Origin of the sequence: Pseudomonas sp. PA-6-3C (genome assembly GCF_021605825.1) — a bacterium.
Taxonomy (GTDB): domain Bacteria; phylum Pseudomonadota; class Gammaproteobacteria; order Pseudomonadales; family Pseudomonadaceae; genus Aquipseudomonas; species Aquipseudomonas edaphica.
On sequence record NZ_WKDV01000025.1, the window covers coordinates 34,420 to 51,407 of the forward strand.

General features: G+C 59.7%; 14 protein-coding genes. 4 read left to right on the forward strand and 10 right to left on the reverse strand.

What is annotated here, in order from left to right:
• Position 1 precedes the first annotated feature (1 nt).
• Positions 2–1,012 carry a beta-N-acetylhexosaminidase gene (nagZ, locus tag GIW48_RS17450; protein WP_017137425.1) on the reverse strand — a complete coding sequence of 337 codons (1,011 nt, stop codon included), beginning with the start codon at positions 1,010–1,012 and terminating at the stop codon, positions 2–4.
• A 134-nt stretch (positions 1,013–1,146) separates the two neighbouring features.
• Positions 1,147–1,854, reverse strand: a complete 708-nt coding sequence (locus GIW48_RS17455) for a TetR/AcrR family transcriptional regulator (RefSeq protein WP_017137424.1) — start codon at positions 1,852–1,854, stop codon at positions 1,147–1,149.
• A gap of 263 nt (positions 1,855–2,117) precedes the next feature.
• Here GIW48_RS17455 and lexA point away from each other — a divergent pair, with 263 nt between their 5' ends.
• On the forward strand, positions 2,118–2,726 hold the full coding sequence (lexA, locus tag GIW48_RS17460; protein ID WP_017137423.1) for a transcriptional repressor LexA: 609 nt from the start codon (positions 2,118–2,120) through the stop codon (positions 2,724–2,726).
• A 10-nt stretch (positions 2,727–2,736) separates the two neighbouring features.
• On the forward strand, positions 2,737–3,210 hold the full coding sequence (gene sulA / locus GIW48_RS17465; protein WP_170038815.1) for an SOS-induced cell division inhibitor SulA: 474 nt from the start codon (positions 2,737–2,739) through the stop codon (positions 3,208–3,210).
• A 251-nt stretch (positions 3,211–3,461) separates the two neighbouring features.
• On the opposite strand, the gene GIW48_RS17470 is transcribed toward sulA, so the two are convergent.
• The 7 genes from GIW48_RS17470 to GIW48_RS17500 all read right to left on the reverse strand — a co-directional run bounded on the left by GIW48_RS17470 (position 3,462) and on the right by GIW48_RS17500 (position 11,931).
• Entirely contained in the window at positions 3,462–3,695 is a 234-nt protein-coding gene (locus tag GIW48_RS17470; protein WP_010212068.1) for a hypothetical protein, read from the reverse strand.
• A gap of 227 nt (positions 3,696–3,922) precedes the next feature.
• Positions 3,923–4,444 (reverse strand): DUF6586 family protein, encoded by a 522-nt coding sequence (locus GIW48_RS17475; RefSeq protein WP_026013729.1) that lies wholly within the window; start codon positions 4,442–4,444, stop codon positions 3,923–3,925.
• 127 nt (positions 4,445–4,571) lie between these two features.
• On the reverse strand, positions 4,572–7,193 hold the full coding sequence (topA, locus tag GIW48_RS17480; protein WP_099548675.1) for a type I DNA topoisomerase: 2,622 nt from the start codon (positions 7,191–7,193) through the stop codon (positions 4,572–4,574).
• A 114-nt stretch (positions 7,194–7,307) separates the two neighbouring features.
• Entirely contained in the window at positions 7,308–7,544 is a 237-nt protein-coding gene (locus GIW48_RS17485; protein ID WP_017137419.1) for a DUF1653 domain-containing protein, read from the reverse strand.
• Positions 7,545–7,641: 97 nt separating this feature from the next.
• The gene (fadA, locus tag GIW48_RS17490; RefSeq protein ID WP_017137418.1) at positions 7,642–8,817 is read right to left on the reverse strand and encodes an acetyl-CoA C-acyltransferase FadA; all 1,176 of its coding nucleotides are present in this window, start codon (positions 8,815–8,817) and stop codon (positions 7,642–7,644) included.
• 29 nt (positions 8,818–8,846) lie between these two features.
• Entirely contained in the window at positions 8,847–10,994 is a 2,148-nt protein-coding gene (gene fadB, locus GIW48_RS17495; protein WP_099548674.1) for a fatty acid oxidation complex subunit alpha FadB, read from the reverse strand.
• A gap of 499 nt (positions 10,995–11,493) precedes the next feature.
• Entirely contained in the window at positions 11,494–11,931 is a 438-nt protein-coding gene (locus GIW48_RS17500) for a hypothetical protein (protein WP_177032564.1), read from the reverse strand.
• Between the two features lie 104 nt (positions 11,932–12,035).
• Between GIW48_RS17500 and GIW48_RS17505 the strand changes: the two genes are divergently transcribed.
• Positions 12,036–12,488 carry a universal stress protein gene (locus GIW48_RS17505; RefSeq protein WP_176991220.1) on the forward strand — a complete coding sequence of 151 codons (453 nt, stop codon included), beginning with the start codon at positions 12,036–12,038 and terminating at the stop codon, positions 12,486–12,488.
• A 181-nt stretch (positions 12,489–12,669) separates the two neighbouring features.
• Here the strand turns inward: GIW48_RS17505 and GIW48_RS17510 are convergent, their stop codons facing one another.
• Positions 12,670–14,592, reverse strand: a complete 1,923-nt coding sequence (locus GIW48_RS17510) for an ATP-binding cassette domain-containing protein (RefSeq protein ID WP_017137414.1) — start codon at positions 14,590–14,592, stop codon at positions 12,670–12,672.
• Positions 14,593–14,805: 213 nt separating this feature from the next.
• Here GIW48_RS17510 and GIW48_RS17515 point away from each other — a divergent pair, with 213 nt between their 5' ends.
• Entirely contained in the window at positions 14,806–16,734 is a 1,929-nt protein-coding gene (locus GIW48_RS17515; protein WP_017137413.1) for a transglycosylase SLT domain-containing protein, read from the forward strand.
• Positions 16,735–16,988 lie beyond the last annotated feature (254 nt).

Consider the following 16,988-nt stretch of genomic DNA (forward strand, 5'->3'; position numbering starts at 1 on the left):
TTCAGTCGATCAACTGAGCATCGCGTAACGCGGTAAGCGCCACCAGCCAACGCGGATCCTGCTTGTACTCCGTAGAGGCAATCGCCTGCCCACGCATCCGCGCAATCCGCGCCGACGGCGTGACCTTCATGCGCTGCGCCGCAGTCAGTGCCAGCTCCGCAGCAGCACGGTCATTACACACCAACCCCATATCACAACCGGCCGTCAGCGCCGCCTCAATTCGACTGGCCGCATCACCGACCACATGGGCGCCGGCCATGGACAGGTCATCGCTGAAAATCACCCCATCAAATTGCAGCTCGCCGCGCAGAATGTCCTGCAACCAACGACGCGAGAAACCCGCGGGCTGTGCGTCCACTTGCGGATAAATAACGTGGGCCGGCATCACCGCCGCCAATTGCTTGCTCAGGCGTGCGAAAGGCACCAGGTCATTTGCGCGAATCTGTTCCAGGCTGCGCTCGTCGTTTGGAATCGCGACGTGGGAATCCGCCTCGGCCCAGCCATGGCCCGGGAAGTGTTTACCGGTGGCCGCCATGCCGGCGCTGTTCATGCCGCGAATGAATGCACCCGCGAGCACGGCAGCGCGCTCCGGATCGCCTTCGAAGGAACGGGTGCCAACAACGGCGCTGCGTTGGTAGTCGAGGTCAAGCACCGGGGCGAAGCTCAGGTCGAGGCCGACCGCCAGCACTTCAGTGGCCATGATCCAGCCGCACTGCTCGGCCAGGTATTCGGCGTTGGGTTTATCCGCCAGCAGGCGCATGGCCGGCAGGCGCACAAAGCCCTGGCGCAGGCGCTGCACACGCCCGCCTTCCTGATCGACCGCCAGCAGCAGGTCTGGGCGCACCGCGCGAATGGCCGCGCTCAATTCGCGCACTTGCCGCGGGTGCTCGATATTGCGCGCAAAAATGATCAACCCGCCCACTTCAGGCTGGCGCAACAACTGGCGATCCTCGGCCGTCAGCCAAGTACCGGCCACATCGACCATTAACGAACCTTGCAGGGCAGCAGTCATAAACTTTCCTTAAATAACGCACACAACCCGTTGCCCTCACCTGGCGTAATAAGCGCAGCGAGCACAACGGGTTGCGAGTAAATAGCTGAAATCGGCATGGCGGCTAGCTTAGCCGCCGCGCACACCTGGGGCAATCACGCCTTGGCGACGGCCGGCGTAGATTTGCTGCGCGCACGCAACTGGGCGGCGGCCATGACCGGGTCGGTCACGCCGGTTTCGGCGCGCATGCCGGCGGCAAGGAATGGCACCATCAGGCGCATCACTTGCTCGATGGAAGTATTGACGCCGAAATCGGTCTCGGCAATTGCGCGCAACGCCTTGATCCCGGACATGCTGAACGCGGCGGCGCCGAGCATGAAGTGCACACGCCAGAACAGTTCGATCGGCGGAATACGCGGCGCAGCTTCGTTGACCAGCAGCATGTAGCGACGGAACACCTTGCCGTACATGTCTTCCAGGTAACGGCGCAAGTGGCCCTGGCTCTGGCTGAAGGCCAGCCCTAACAGGCGCATGAAGATCGACAGGTCATTGCCGCTGCGCGGTTGAACCACCAAGGCTTGCTCAACCAGGATTTCCAGCAGGTCTTCCAGGCTTGGCTTGTTTTCGGGCTTGGTCTGGCGACGCTCCAGCTCACGGTCGAGGCTGGCGCAGAACGGCCCCAGGAAGCGCGAGAACACCGCCTGGATCAGGGCTTTTTTCGAGCCGAAATGATAGTTCACAGCGGCGAGGTTAACCCCAGCCTTGCTGGTAATCAGCCGCAATGAAGTTTCAGCAAATCCTTTTTCCGCGAACAATTGCTCGGCAGCATCGAGAATGCGTTCAACGGTTTCCGACTGGGCCATGGCTACTCCGCCTGACAAACACTTGTTTGAAACATACGTTTCAGGGTGTGTCTTGTCAAGCCTGCGAGGCCGTTTTCCGGCCGGGCAGTCATCTATTTCATCGCTATTTAATCACATCCTTCGCGCCCTGTAGGCAGCGCTGTCTATGCCTTGCAGGAAGAGTGACAGACGACCGTCCAGCGGAGTGCCAAAAAAGGATGATTGCCAAGCGCAGTTCACTGTATATAATTCCAGTCACTGTATAAAAAGACAGAGCGATCAACATGCTAAAACTGACGCCACGCCAAGCTGAGATTCTGGCTTTTATCAAGCGCTGCCTCGACGACAACGGCTACCCGCCAACGCGAGCGGAAATTGCGCTGGAACTGGGGTTCAAGTCCCCCAACGCCGCCGAAGAACACCTCAAGGCCCTCGCCCGCAAAGGCGCGATCGAGATGACCCCAGGTGCTTCACGCGGTATTCGCATCCCTGGCTTTGAAGCCAAGGCCGACGAATCGACCCTGCCGATCATCGGTCGCGTCGCCGCCGGTGCGCCGATCCTGGCGCAGCAGCACGTCGAAGAGTCCTGCAACATCAACCCGACGTTCTTCCATCCGCGTGCCGACTACCTGTTGCGCGTACACGGCATGAGCATGAAGGACGTGGGCATTTTCGACGGTGATCTGCTGGCTGTCCACACCACTCGCGAAGCCCGTAATGGTCAGATCGTCGTCGCCCGTATCGGCGACGAAGTCACCGTCAAACGCTTCAAGCGCGAAGGCAGCAAGGTCTGGCTTATGGCCGAGAACCCTGAGTTCGCCCCGATTGAAGTGAACCTGAAAGATCAGGACCTGGTGATCGAAGGCTTGAGCGTCGGCGTTATTCGCCGCTAAAGGAGGCACCATGCAACTCGTGCACACCCCACAACACACACAACTGTCGCTGTTCGAGGCCTTTATGGCCCAACCCCTTGCGCCCATTCTCAAGGAAGCGGTCGAGGCCCCTTGGGGCTCCGAACCTGAGGCGTTCAGTGAACTGTCGTTGCGCGGTGCTGCCGGGAGCTGCCTGAGCCTGCTGGCGCCGATCCTTCGAGAATTGAGCGAGGAGCAGGACGCACGCTGGCTGACGCTGATTGCCCCACCCGCCAGCCTGACCCAGGCCTGGCTGCGGGACGCCGGGCTCAACCGTGAGCGCATCCTGCTGCTGCAACCGCGCGGTGCGCAAAGTGCTCAGCAACTGACGTGCGAAGCCTTGCGCCTGGGGCGCAGCCACACGGTGGTGAGCTGGTTGAACCCACTGAATGCAACAGCCAAGCAGCAGCTGATCAGCGCCGCGCGCACGGGCGATGCGCAGAGTTTGAATATTCGATTGGGGTAATGGGATCTGCTGCAGGCCAGCCGTATGGATGGGCTTGTTATGGCAGGCGAGCCTGTTGTGGCAGGTGAGCTTGTTGTGGCGAGCGAGCTTGCTCGCGCTGGGCTGCGCAGCAGCCCCAAAACCAGGCACCGTGGAATACCTGATACAGCGCATTAAATCTATTCAGGGCCGCTTCGCAGCCCAGCGGGAGCAAGCTCCCTCGCCACAGAAGCCCGGTCGTCAGAACACTTCCGAGAGCGCGTCATTGCTACTCAGTGAAGCACCCGCGGCCCATCTTCCTTCTCCGGCTCGCCTTCGGCCAGGCGACCAGCCATCTGCACACCAACGCTCAACATGGCTTTTGCCACTTCTACATGTTGGCCCTGCAGGAACACTTTTGCATCTTCGGAAAAATCCAAAATAACCAGAGAACCCTCGTCCTCGGCCCTGCGCAGCTCGATTCGGCCGTCAGGCAACTCTACAATTTCCAGAAAGGACGTTGGCATATAAGTCTGTTCTCCACGAAAGGCCGGGATTATATCAGTCATCCACCCAGCCTCGCTGAGGATCTGAACAGGTTTCTTAACGGCTTGATGAATGGTGCTCTTCGGCAAGACTGCTCTCAATGTGGGAGCTGGCTTGCCTGCGATTACGGTGCATCAGCAAATGGCCGGCAAGCTGACCCAGCCTATCGCAGGCAAGCCAGCTCCCACCTTTGTTCAGCGCAAACCTCTTAACACTCGTTCAAGCCTTCACGAAACCGCAACGCCATCTTCTTCAGCTCCTGGCGCCAGCTTTCCAGCTCTTCGCGGCTCAAGGGCTTGGGCTCATCCTCTCCCAGCGCAACGGCCACGATCAGCGGCTGTGTCACATCACCCTTGGGCACATGGGGAACACGCGGCGGCTGGAACATATCCGCATGCGCTTTGAGCAATCGAGCAACCCAACTGTCGGGGCTCTGCGCCATTTCCACCAGTTCGGCCAGTTCAGGAATCGCCATGCTGTCCAGCACTTCGCGGTTCATGAGCATTTCTGCGCGTGGTGCGCCCGCCTGGGGCAAGCGGTAGAACCCGGCAATTTCATGGCACAGGCCCAGCAAAGCGCCATAGAGGTGGAACAACGCCGCCTCACGCCCGGCCTGGACCAGCGCGATGGCATTCATCTCCTTCCCTTCCTCGGCGCGGCCAAGGGCTTCCAGGGACAAACCCGCGAAGTAAATTTTCTGATTGGTACGGGTATAGAGTTCGTTGGCCATAACGGCAATCTCCACAACGAAATAAGCGTGATGCTGGCTGAACAGTGTCACGGATCAGCCAAGTTTCCTGCAAGCGTAAAAAAAGGCCGCCTTTTCAGGCGGCCTTTGTAGCTGGCAGATCAGCCGATCAAGCGCCCTGGCGCTTGTCCTCGACCTTCCACTTACCACCGTCGTAGAAAGCTTTCCAGCCGGTAGGCTTGCCGTCCACTTCGGTCTGCACGTACTGCTCCTTGGTTTTGCGGCTGTAGCGGATCACGGACGGGCGACCGTCGGGATCCTTCTTCGGCGCTTCACACAGGAAGTGGTACTTCGGATCGATCTCGTCCTTGTGCGGCACGATTTCCATCACCAACGGAGCACGGGTCTCGCGGTTTTTCGGAAACTGACTGGCCGCCAGGAACAGGCCCGAAGCGCCGTCACGCAGGATGTAGGTGTCGTTGACCTTCTCGCACTTGAGTTCAGGCATCTTCACCGGGTCCATCTTCGGCGGCGCCGCGTCACCGCTTTTGAGCAGTTTGCGCGTGTTCTTGCAAGTCGGGTTGGTGCAGCCGAAGAACTTGCCGAAACGACCGGTCTTGAGCTGCATCTCGCTGCCGCACTTATCGCATTCCAGGCTCGGACCTTCGTAGCCTTTGATGCGGTAGGTGCCCTCTTCGATCTCGTAGCCATTGCAATCCGGGTTGTTACCGCAGATGTGCAACTTATGCTTCTCGTCGAGCAGGTAGGCGTCCATCGCCGTGCTGCAGATCGGGCAACGGTGCTTGCCGCGCAGTACCAGCGACTCGGATTCACCTTCGTCGTCGGCTGCAATCTCATCGCCTGGCACCAGGTTAACGGTGGCCTTGCAGCGCTCTTTCGGCGGCAGGCTGTAGCCCGAGCAACCGAGGAACACACCGGTGGATGCGGTACGAATCTGCATCGGGCGGCCGCACGTCAGGCACGGGATGTCGGTCATCACCGGCTGGTTGGCGCGCATGCCGCTTTCAGGGCTTTCGGCTACTTCGAGTTTCTTTTTGAAGTCGCCGTAGAACTCATCCAGCACGTTTTTCCAGTCGCGTTCGCCCTGCGCCACGTCATCGAGGTTCTCTTCCATGCCGGCGGTGAAGCCGTAATCCATGAGGTTGGAGAAGCTCTCGGACAGGCGTTCGGTGACGATGTCGCCCATCTTTTCCGAGTAGAAACGACGGTTGTGCAGCGCTACGTAGCCACGGTCCTGGATGGTCGAGATGATTGCCGCATAGGTCGAAGGACGACCAATACCGCGTTTTTCCATCTCTTTTACCAGGCTGGCTTCGGAGTAACGCGCCGGCGGCTTGGTGAAGTGCTGGGACGGGTCGAGCTTGATCAGCTTCAACGTGTCGCCCTGGGCCATGTCCGGCAGCACGTCGTCATCGCCTGGCTTGGCGATTTGCGGCATCACGCGGGTATAGCCGTCGAACTTGAGGATACGGCCCTTGGCACGCAGCTCGAAGTCGCCTGCGCCCACGCTGACGGTGGTGGACAGGTATTGCGCCGGCAGCATCTGGCAGGCCAGGAACTGGCGCCAGATCAGCTCGTAGAGGCGCTCAGCATCACGCTCCATGCCGCTCAGCTTGCTTGGCTCGGTGTTGGCGTCGGAAGGACGAATCGCTTCGTGAGCCTCTTGTGCGCCTTCCTTGCTGCTGTAGACGTTAGGCTTTTCCGGCAGGTACTTCTTGCCGAACTCGCTTTCAATATAAGTGCGCGCCATCGCCACCGCGTCTTGCGACAGGTTGGTGGAGTCGGTACGCATATAAGTGATGTAGCCGGCTTCATACAAGCGCTGGGCCATCATCATGGTCTTCTTCACGCCAAAGCCCAGGCGGTTGCTCGCGGCCTGTTGCAAGGTGGACGTGATGAACGGCGCCGACGGCTTGCTGCTGGTTGGCTTGTCTTCGCGCTTGACGATGCTGTAGCTGGAAGCCTTGAGCTTCTCCAGCGCGGCCATGGCCTGGGCTTCGTTCAGCGGCTTGAAGGCCTCGCCTTTCTCACGGGCCACTTCAAAGCGCACGTTGGCGCCCTTGGCAGTGCCCAGGTCGGCGTGGACTTCCCAGTATTCTTCGGGGTTGAACGCACGAATCTCGCGCTCACGCTCCACCACCAGCTTGACCGCTACCGATTGCACACGGCCGGCGGACAGGCCACGGGCGATTTTCGCCCACAGCAGTGGCGAGACCATGTAACCCACCACGCGGTCGAGGAAACGACGCGCCTGCTGGGCGTTAACACGGTCGATATCCAGCTCACCCGGCTTGGAGAAGGCTTCCTGGATGGCTTTCTTGGTGATTTCGTTGAACACCACACGCTTGTAGCGGCTGTCATCACCGCCGATGGCTTCGCGCAGGTGCCAGGCAATGGCTTCCCCTTCGCGGTCCAAGTCCGTCGCGAGATAGATGGTGTCGGCATCTTTGGCGAGCCGGCGCAGCTCTTCGATGACCTTTTCCTTGCCTGGAAGGATTTCGTACTTGGCCTTCCAGCCATGATCCGGGTCCACACCCATGCGCGAGACCAGCTGCTTGCGCGCTTTCTCTTTAGGGCTGAGCACCGGACCTTCGCCCGCAGCGGCCTTGCCGCGCTTGGCGGCAGGCTCCTTGCTGGCGCTAGCCGAACCGCTGGTGGGCAGGTCTCGGATATGGCCGATACTCGACTTCACCACGTACTCGTTGCCCAAGTACTTGTTGATGGTCTTGGCCTTAGCCGGGGATTCCACAATGACCAGCGATTTGCCCATGGATCGGAAAATTCCTGAATTCGAGAAGTGAAAGGCAGTTGGCGCCTGTCGCGGCAACGCTATATATAGTGGCAACAAGGTGAGGTCAAGCGCAGCATTCTGCGCGGCCTGCCGTTATTGCCCTGAAAAAAGACTGGGTTCGACCTGCACCAAAGCAAAGCGCGGGACCTGCTCGCCGTCAACTTCGACGGTCTCCAGGAACATGCTCAATGGGCGCACCCAAAAGCCGTAATCGCCATACAGTGCTTGGTAAAACACCACTTCTTCTTCGGTCTCGGAGTGCCGCGCCACATTAAAAACGCGGTACTGCGGGCCCTTATAATGTTGGTAGAGCCCTGGTTCGACTTTCATGCTTTGGCCCTCGTGCAAAATTTGTTGAAAAAAAATATTAAAAATTCCAAAAAACAAAAACCGGGGCACTGGGCCCCGGCTTCCGTCAGCGAAACGTTTAGATACGTTCGAAGACGGTGGAAATGCCTTGGCCGAGACCAATGCACATGGTTGCAACCCCAAGGTTGCCGCCATTTTGCTTCATCACGTTAAGCAAAGTGCCGGAGATACGTGCACCGGAGCAACCGAATGGGTGGCCCAAGGCAATCGCGCCGCCGTGCAGGTTAACCTTCTCGTTCATCTTGTCGAGTACTTTCAAATCTTTCAGCACTGGCAGAGCCTGTGCGGCGAAAGCTTCGTTGAGCTCGAAGAAGTCGATATCGGAGATGGTCAGGCCCGCGCGCTTCAAGGCTTTTTGTGTGGCCGGTACTGGACCATAGCCCATGATTGCCGGGTCCACACCTGCCACTGCCATCGAACGGATCACCGCCATCGGCTGAATGCCCAGGTCCTGGGCACGTTGCGCCGACATCACGATCATGCACGAAGCACCGTCGGTGATTTGCGACGACGTACCGGCTGTCACGGTGCCGCCCTTTGGATTGAAGGCGGGTTTCAAGGCCGCCAGGCTTTCCAGGGTGGTATCCGGACGAATGGTTTCGTCGTAGTCGAACAGTTTGAGGAAACCGTTCTCGTCGTAACCGTTCATCGGGATGATTTCATCCTTGAACTTGCCTTCCACGGTCGCCTTGTGGGCCAACTGGTGGGAGCGCACGCCGAATGCGTCCTGGGCTTCGCGGGTAATGCCGTGCATTTTGCCGAGCATTTCTGCGGTGAGGCCCATCATGCCCGAGGCTTTTGCCGCGTACAGCGACATGTGCGGGTTAGGGTCGACGCCGTGCATCATGCTGACGTGGCCCATGTGCTCCACGCCGCCGACCACGAACACATCGCCGTTGCCGGTCATGATCGCTTGCGCAGCAGTGTGCAGCGCGCTCATCGACGAACCACACAGGCGGCTGACGGTCTGGCCAGCTGCGGTGTGCGGGATCTGGGTCATCAACGACGCCATGCGCGCGATGTTCCAGCCCTGCTCCAGGGTCTGGTTGACGCAGCCCCAGATCACGTCTTCGACTTCGTTAGGGTCGACCTTGACGTTACGCTCCAGCAATTTGCTGATCAGGTGCGCCGACATGTCTTCGGCGCGGGTGTTGCGGTGCATGCCGCCCTTGGAGCGGCCCATTGGCGTGCGACCGAAGTCGACAATCACCACGTCTCTTGGATTCAAGCTCATAAATATTCTCGCTCTAGTCGTCTGGGCGCTTAACCGAAGAAGCTCTGGCCGTTTTTGGCCATTTCACGCAGCTTCGCGGTCGGGTGGTACAGCGGGCCCAAATCAGCGTATTTGTCAGCCAGGGCAACGAACTCAGCCACACCGATCGAGTCGATGTAACGCAGCGCACCACCACGGAATGGAGGGAAACCAATACCGTACACCAGGCCCATATCGGCTTCGGCGGCGGTTTCAACGATGCCGTCTTCCAGGCAACGCACGGTTTCCAGGCACAGGGCGATCATCATCCAGTTGATGATGTCCTCATCGGACACCTCACGCTGCTCGTAGATGACCGGAGCCAGCACTTCGTGAACCGACGGGTCGGCCACTTTCTTCTGCTTGCCCTTCTTGTCAGCCTCGTAGGCGTAGAAGCCTTTGCCGTTTTTCTGGCCCAGGCGCTTGGCCTCGTAGAGCGCGTCGATCGCCGAGCGGCGGTCGTCTTTCATGCGGTCCGGGAAGCCTTCAGCCATCACGTCACGACCGTGGTGGCCCGTGTCGATACCGACCACGTCCATCAGGTACGCCGGGCCCATTGGCCAGCCAAATTTTTCCATAACCTTGTCGATGCGTACGAAGTCGACACCGGCGCTGACCAGCTTGGCGAAACCGCCGAAGTACGGGAACAACACGCGGTTGACCAGGAAGCCCGGGCAGTCATTGACCACGATCGGGTTCTTGCCCATTTTCTTGGCGTAGGCAACGGTGGTGGCAACCGCCAACTCGCTGGACTTCTCGCCACGGATCACTTCCACCAGCGGCATCATGTGTACCGGGTTGAAGAAGTGCATGCCGACGAAGTTTTCCGGACGCTTGAGGGCTTTGGCCAGCAGCGAGATGGAAATGGTCGAAGTGTTCGAGGCCAGGATAGTGTCGTCTTTAACCTGGCCTTCCACTTCAGCCAGTACGGCTTGCTTGACCTTCGGGTTTTCGACTACGGCTTCGACCACCAGGTCGACGTGACCGAAATCGCCGTAGGACAGCGTAGGACGAATGCCGTTAAGCACTTCAGCCATCTTCGCGGCGGTCATGCGACCTTTATCAACGCGGCCCACCAGCAGCTTGGCGGCTTCTGCCAGGCCTTGCTCGATGCCGTGCTCGTTGATGTCTTTCATCAGGATCGGCGTGCCTTTGGACGCCGACTGATAGGCGATACCGCCGCCCATGATACCGGCGCCCAGTACGGCAGCCTGTTTCACGTCGCGGGCGATTTCGTCGTAGGCCTTGGCCTTTTTCTTCAGTTCCTGATCGTTCAGGAACAGGCCGATCAAGCTTTGTGCTGCCGAGGTTTTCGCCAGTTTGACGAAACCTGCCGCTTCCACTTCCAGGGCTTTGTCGCGACCGAAGTTCGCAGCTTTCTGGATGGTCTTGATCGCTTCAACCGGCGCCGGGTAGTTCGGGCCGGCCTGGCCGGCCACAAAACCTTTGGCGGTTTCGAACGACATCATTTGTTCGATGGCGTTGAGCTTGAGTTTTTCCAGCTTCGGCTGACGCTTGGCCTTGTAGTCAAATTCGCCGCTGATGGCGCCTTTGATCAGGTTCAGGGCGGCTTCAGCCAGTTTGTCCGGGGCAACCACGGCATCGACTGCACCGACTTTCAGCGCGTCTTCGGCACGGTTTTCTTTACCGGCGGCGATCCACTCGATCGCGTTGTCAGCGCCGATCAGGCGCGGCAGACGCACAGTGCCGCCGAAACCTGGGTAGATGCCCAGTTTGACTTCAGGCAGGCCGATTTTGGCGGTGGCCGACATGACGCGGAAGTCTGCAGCCAGGCACATTTCCAGGCCGCCGCCCAACGCGATGCCATTGATGGCAGCCACGGTTGGCACGTTGAGGTCTTCGAAATCGCTGAAAATCTTGTTGGCTTCGAGGTTGCCGGCCACAAGCTCTGCATCGGGCAGCTTGAAGTTGTCGACGAATTCGGTGATGTCAGCGCCGACGATAAACACGTCCTTGCCGCTGGAGACGATCACGCCCTTGACCGAAGCATCTGCTTTGATGGTGTCTACGGCCTGACGCAGTTCGTTCAGGGTTAGACGGTTGAACTTGTTGACGGACTCACCCTTGAGGTCGAATTTCAGTTCGACGATGCCACTTTCAAGAGCCTTAACCGTGATGGCTTTACCTTCGTAAATCATCAACTGATCTCCACGATATGGAAGCTGAACAGTACACACTGGACGCTGGCCTATTGGTTGGACATTGATAGTTGCCTCAATGCTCATGCCAATCCGCCAGGCACACCCGCCAATGCGCTAGTCGGGGTTCTGTATGAGTCGTCTGACAGACAAACGCTCAATTCATACGCCCGTTTGATTTGGGTACGTCACCTTCATCCAATTCAGGGCAATTGTCAATCGCTCGAAAGGCCAGGAAAAACGCGACTTTCCAGTCAGTTCAGAACTCCACGCCCACGCCTGCGCCCTGTCAATATTCAAATATTCACAGAATCAATAATAAAAAAGATGTGGGAAAAGGCTGTACAGAATCGGATATGCCGCTAGGCTTGCGACAACCGCAAAGCGCCCCGTGATGAACACCCGGCGCGAGGAACACAGAATTACCGGCCTGCCTGGCCAACTCCAGCCCGATGATGATGTCGGGCTTTTTAATGCCTGTCTTTTAACGCTAATGGCGTCATGCCAGGGCCTTGAGCAGCGTATCGATGTCCTTCAGCACACTGGCCTCACCCTTCTCGCCCCAATACAGGGCGATCATTTGCTTGTCGGCCTCGACCTTGTAGACGTTGGCCGGCAACGTCGCAAAATGCGGCAACAACTTTTCATCCTCACACACTTCACGCCATTGATTGACCCATACGCCTGGCGACATTTGCCAATAACTCCACTGGGCCGGCGTGCTGCCCCGCCGTGGTCTGCAGTACTGCGCGCAGGGGCTCGGCGGCTCTTGCGCAAGCCAGTGCGGCCACTCCTGTGGCGCCAATTGCATGGCCAAACCGATGCGGCGCGCCTCCATGCGCAGGGCCATGCGCCCGCTCTGATGGCGCGACGGGCGCAGCCAGGCCAGGGGGCTAAGAACCACCAGAAGGATTGACACCACTATCCAGACCGTCATATGTGTACTCCCGAATTTCTAGATGCGCGGATTTGAGCTGACGCAACCCATCCGCTTGAAACCAGCCATACTGAACTTATTGCAGTCTCCTGGAGGAACGCGCCATGCCCAACGAACATTCCTACAAACATATCCTGGTCGCGGTCGATCTGACCGAAGAGTGCGACCCGGTTATCAAGCGCGCTCAGGCTTCAGCAATCGCCAACGGCGCCAAGCTGTCACTCGTGCATATCGTCGAGCCCATGGCCATGGCCTTTGGTGGCGACGTACCCATGGACCTTTCCCAGTTGCAGCAACAGCAGTTTGACCAGGCCAAAGAGCGCCTGGACCGTTTGATTCTCAAGTACCCGCACTTGAAAAAGGAAGACTGCCACCTCACCTACGGCCAACCGCGCCAGGAAATCCATCACCTGGCCAAAGAGCAGAACTGCGACCTGATCGTGGTCGGCAGCCATGGTCGTCATGGCCTGGCGTTGTTGCTGGGTTCTACCGCCAATGACGTGCTGCACGGCGCGCCGTGCGATGTGCTGGCGGTCAAGCTGGTAAAAAGCGCGTAAGGCCGATGAAGATCTAATGTGGGAGCTGGCTTGCCTGCGATGCAGGCACCTCGGTGCTTCAGGCAGACCGAGGTGAGGCTATCGCAGGCAAGCCAGCTCCCACATTTCGAATCGCATTTCATATAAAAAGCCCGGCGATCATACCGATGAGCGCCGGGCTTTTTTATGGCGTGCGAATCAATCAGGCATCCAGCTCAGCCCAACGCTCCATCAGCACTTCCAGCTCCTGGTTCAACGTTTCCAGGGAAGCAATCACCTTGGCGGTTTCCGCCGCCGGGCGCAGGTAGAAACCCGCGTCAGCCATGTCTGCTTCTACCGCAGCGATCTGCTGTTCCTTGGCGTCGATATCACCCGGCAAGGCTTCCAGCTCGCGTTGCAGCTTGTAGCTGAGCTTCTTCTTGGCCGCCGGTGCAGCTTCCGCAACCGGTGCAGCAGCAGCGGCCACAGGCGCCACGACTGCCGAGGTCAGGTCGGCCTTGCCGGACTTGCTCTCGGTCACGCCCAGCAGGCGCGGCGAGCCGCCCTGACGGATCCAGTCCTGGTAACCACCGACGTATTCACGCACCTTGCCTTCACCTTCGAAGACCAGGGTGCTGGTCACCACGTTGTCGAGGAATGCCCGGTCGTGGCTGACCATCAGCACGGTGCCGTTGAAGGTCAGCAAAACCTCTTCCAGCAGCTCGAGGGTTTCCACGTCGAGGTCGTTGGTCGGTTCGTCGAGTACCAGCAGGTTGGACGGCTTGCTGAACAGCTTGGCCAGCAGCAGGCGCGCACGCTCACCACCGGACAGGGCTTTGACTGGCGTACGCGCACGCTGCGGGCTGAACAGGAAGTCGCCCAGGTAGCTCAGCACGTGGCGGCTCTGACCGTCGATGTCGATAAAGTCGCGGCCTTCGGCGACGTTGTCGATCACGGTCTTTTCCAGGTCCAACTGATGGCGCAACTGGTCGAAGTAGGCCACGTCGATGCGCGTGCCTTCTTCCACGGTGCCGCTGGTCGGTTGCAGGCCATTGAGCATCAGTTTGAGCAAGGTGGTCTTGCCGGTGCCGTTGGCGCCCAGCAGGCCGATACGGTCGCCGCGCTGCAGGACCATCGAAAAGTCCTTGATCAGGAACGGGCCATCCGGGTGGTGGAAGCTGACATTCTCCAGCACCATCACCTGCTTGCCCGACTTGTCGGCGGTGTCCAGCTGGATATTGGCCTTGCCGGTGCGCTCGCGGCGCTCACTGCGCTCAACACGCAGGGCTTTGAGGGCGCGTACACGGCCTTCGTTACGGGTGCGACGGGCCTTGATGCCCTGGCGGATCCAGACTTCTTCCTGGGCCAGCTTCTTGTCGAACAGCGCGTTGGCGGTTTCTTCAGCGGCCAGCGAGGCTTCTTTGTGTACCAGGAAGCTGGCGTAGTCGCCGTTCCAGTCGATCAGGCCGCCACGGTCCAGTTCGAGGATGCGCGTGGCCAGGTTTTGCAGGAAGGAGCGGTCGTGCGTGATGAACAGCACGGCGCCCTGGAAATCCTTGAGGGCTTCTTCGAGCCAGGCGATAGCGCCGATGTCCAGGTGGTTGGTTGGTTCGTCGAGCAGCAGCAGGTCGGGCTCGGACACCAGCGCCTGGGCCAGCAGCACGCGACGGCGCCAGCCACCGGACAACTCGGCGAGGGTCTTGTCGGCCGGCAGTTGCAGGCGGCTCAGGGTGCTGTCGACCAGTTGCTGCAAGCGCCAGCCGTCACGGGCTTCGAGGTCTTGCTGGACGTGCATGAGCTTGTCCAGGTCGGCTTCGGTGACGCAGTTCTGCGCCAGGTGATGGTACTGCGCGAGCAACTCGCCAACGCCGTCGAGGCCTTCGGCAACCACGTCGAACACTGTCCGTCCGTCGGCCACCGGCAATTCCTGCGGCAATTCGCCGATCTTGAGGCCCGGCGCGCGCCATACAGAGCCGTCATCGGGCTTCTGGTCGCCTTTTACCAGCTTCATCATGCTGGACTTGCCGGTGCCGTTGCGGCCGATGATGCACACCCGCTCACCACGGGCGATCTGCCAGGACACCTTGTCCAACAACGGCATAGCGCCGAAAGCAAGGGACACATCGCTGAATTTGAGCAGGGTCATACGCTTCTCCAAAAACTGGGCGCGCATTCTACCTGACTTGAGGGTGGGATGCGGCCGGCATTTTTGCCACAGACACGTTCTGTAGGACATTTACGGTGAACTGCTGCCAGCCGGCCGGCAAAGCTTTCGCCAGCCGCTGGCAAAAGGCTAAGCTAGGGGCAATCAGTGTCGGCGGTGCCGGTGCTAGTCGTGATTTCTCTGCACGGACGTCTCATGCGCAGTCGCCTTTTCAACTTTTTATCTTGTCTGCTTCTTTCCGCCACCGCCGTTCAATCCGCCCAGGCCGTGGACCTCACCACCCAACGTCAGTATTACGATGAAGCCAAACGCGCCCTCGCCAAAGGCGACAGCGGCCCGTATATGCAATACAGCCAGGCCCTGGCCGACTACCCGCTCACGCCGTACCTGGCCTACGACGAGCTGACCGCGCGCCTCAAAACCGCGAGCAACGAGGAAATCGAACAGTTCCTCGCCAAAAACGGCGACCTGCCCCAGGCCAACTGGATGAAACTGCGTTGGTTGCGCTGGCTGGCCGACCGTGGTGACTGGCAAACCTTCGAAAAGTACTACGACGCCAAGCTCAATTTCGTCGAACTGGACTGCCTGCATGGCCAGTACCAGCTGACGCACAACCTCAAAGCCGAAGGCTACAAGACCACCGAAAAACTCTGGATGACCGGCAAATCCCAGCCGGCCGCCTGTGACGCCACCTTTGGCCAGTGGGCCGCCGATGGCCAACTCACCGAACAGAAAATCTGGGACCGCGCCAAGCTCGCCGCCGAAGCCCGCAACTACGCATTGGCCAACAGCCTGGTGAAAACCCTGCCAACCCTTGGCGCCCAAGGCCGCTTGATGATCGACGTGGCGCAAAAGCCCGACATGCTCAGCGACCCGTCGCGCTTCCTGCCGGCCAACGAGGCCATGTCTGACGCTGTGGGCCTGGGCCTGCGCCGCCTGGCACGCCAGGACCCGGACAAGGCCATGGCCCTGCTCGACGGCTATGCCAGCAGCATGCACTTCTCCCGTGACGAAAAAGTGTCGATCGCCCGCGAAATCGGCCTGACCCTCGCGCGCCGCTACGACCCACGCGCCCTGGACGTGATGACCAAGTACGACCCCGAGCTGCGTGACAACACCGTCTCCGAATGGCGCCTGCGCCTGCTGTTGCGCCTGGCTCGCTGGGAAGATGCCTACCAGTTGACCCGCAAACTCCCGCAAGACCTGGCCACCACCAACCGCTGGCGCTACTGGCAGGCGCGCAGCCTGGAACTGGCCGAGCCGAAGAACCCGCAGCCGCTGGTGCTGTACAAGAATCTTGCGCAGGAACGTGATTTCTACGGGTTCCTCGCGGCTGATCGCTCCAAAGCGCCCTACCAGTTGAAAAACAAACCGTTGGTGATGAGCCAGGCGCTGATCAACAAAGTGCGCAACACCCCCGGTGTGCGCCGCGCGATGGAGTTCTATGCACGCGGCCAGATTGTTGATGGCCGCCGCGAGTGGTACCACGTCAGCCGTCACTTCAACCGCGATGAAATGGTCGCCCAGGCCAAGCTGGCCTACGACATGAAGTGGTACTTCCCGGCGATCCGCACCATCAGCCAGGCGCAGTACTGGGATGACCTGGATATTCGTTTCCCGATGGCACACCGCGACACGCTGGTACGCGAAGCCAAGGTGCGTGGCCTGCATTCAAGCTGGGTGTTCGCCATCACCCGCCAGGAAAGTGCCTTCATGGACGACGCGCGCTCCGGCGTCGGCGCCAGTGGCCTGATGCAACTGATGCCCGGCACTGCCAAAGAAACCGCACGTAAATTCAGCATCCCACTGGCCTCCCCGGCCCAGGTGCTGGACCCGGACAAAAACATCCAGCTCGGCGCCGCCTACCTGAGCCAGGTACACAGCCAATTCAACGGCAACCGCGTACTCGCCTCCGCCGCCTACAACGCCGGCCCCGGCCGTGTGCGCCAGTGGCTGCGCGGTGCCGACCACCTGAGTTTCGATGTGTGGGTGGAAAGCATCCCGTTCGACGAAACCCGCCAGTATGTGCAGAACGTGCTGTCTTATTCGGTGATCTACGGGCAGAAACTCAATTCACCGCAGCCGCTGGTGGATTGGCATGAGCGGTATTTTGATGATCAGTAAGACTGACTGAAGTGCGATCAGCAGGCTTGCTGTGGCCAACAGGTTTCATTTGGCCACCAGGCTTGTTGTGGCGAGCAGGCTTGTTGTGGCGAGCAGGCTTGCCCTGCGCTGGAGTGCGAAGCGCTCCCTATTCAGCCCCGCCACGGTGTAACTGATAGACCGAGTCGGCAAGTTTTGGGGCTGCTACGCAGCCCAACGCGGGGCAAGCCCGCTCGCCACATCAAGCCCGCTCTCCACAACAAACCTGCTCAGCC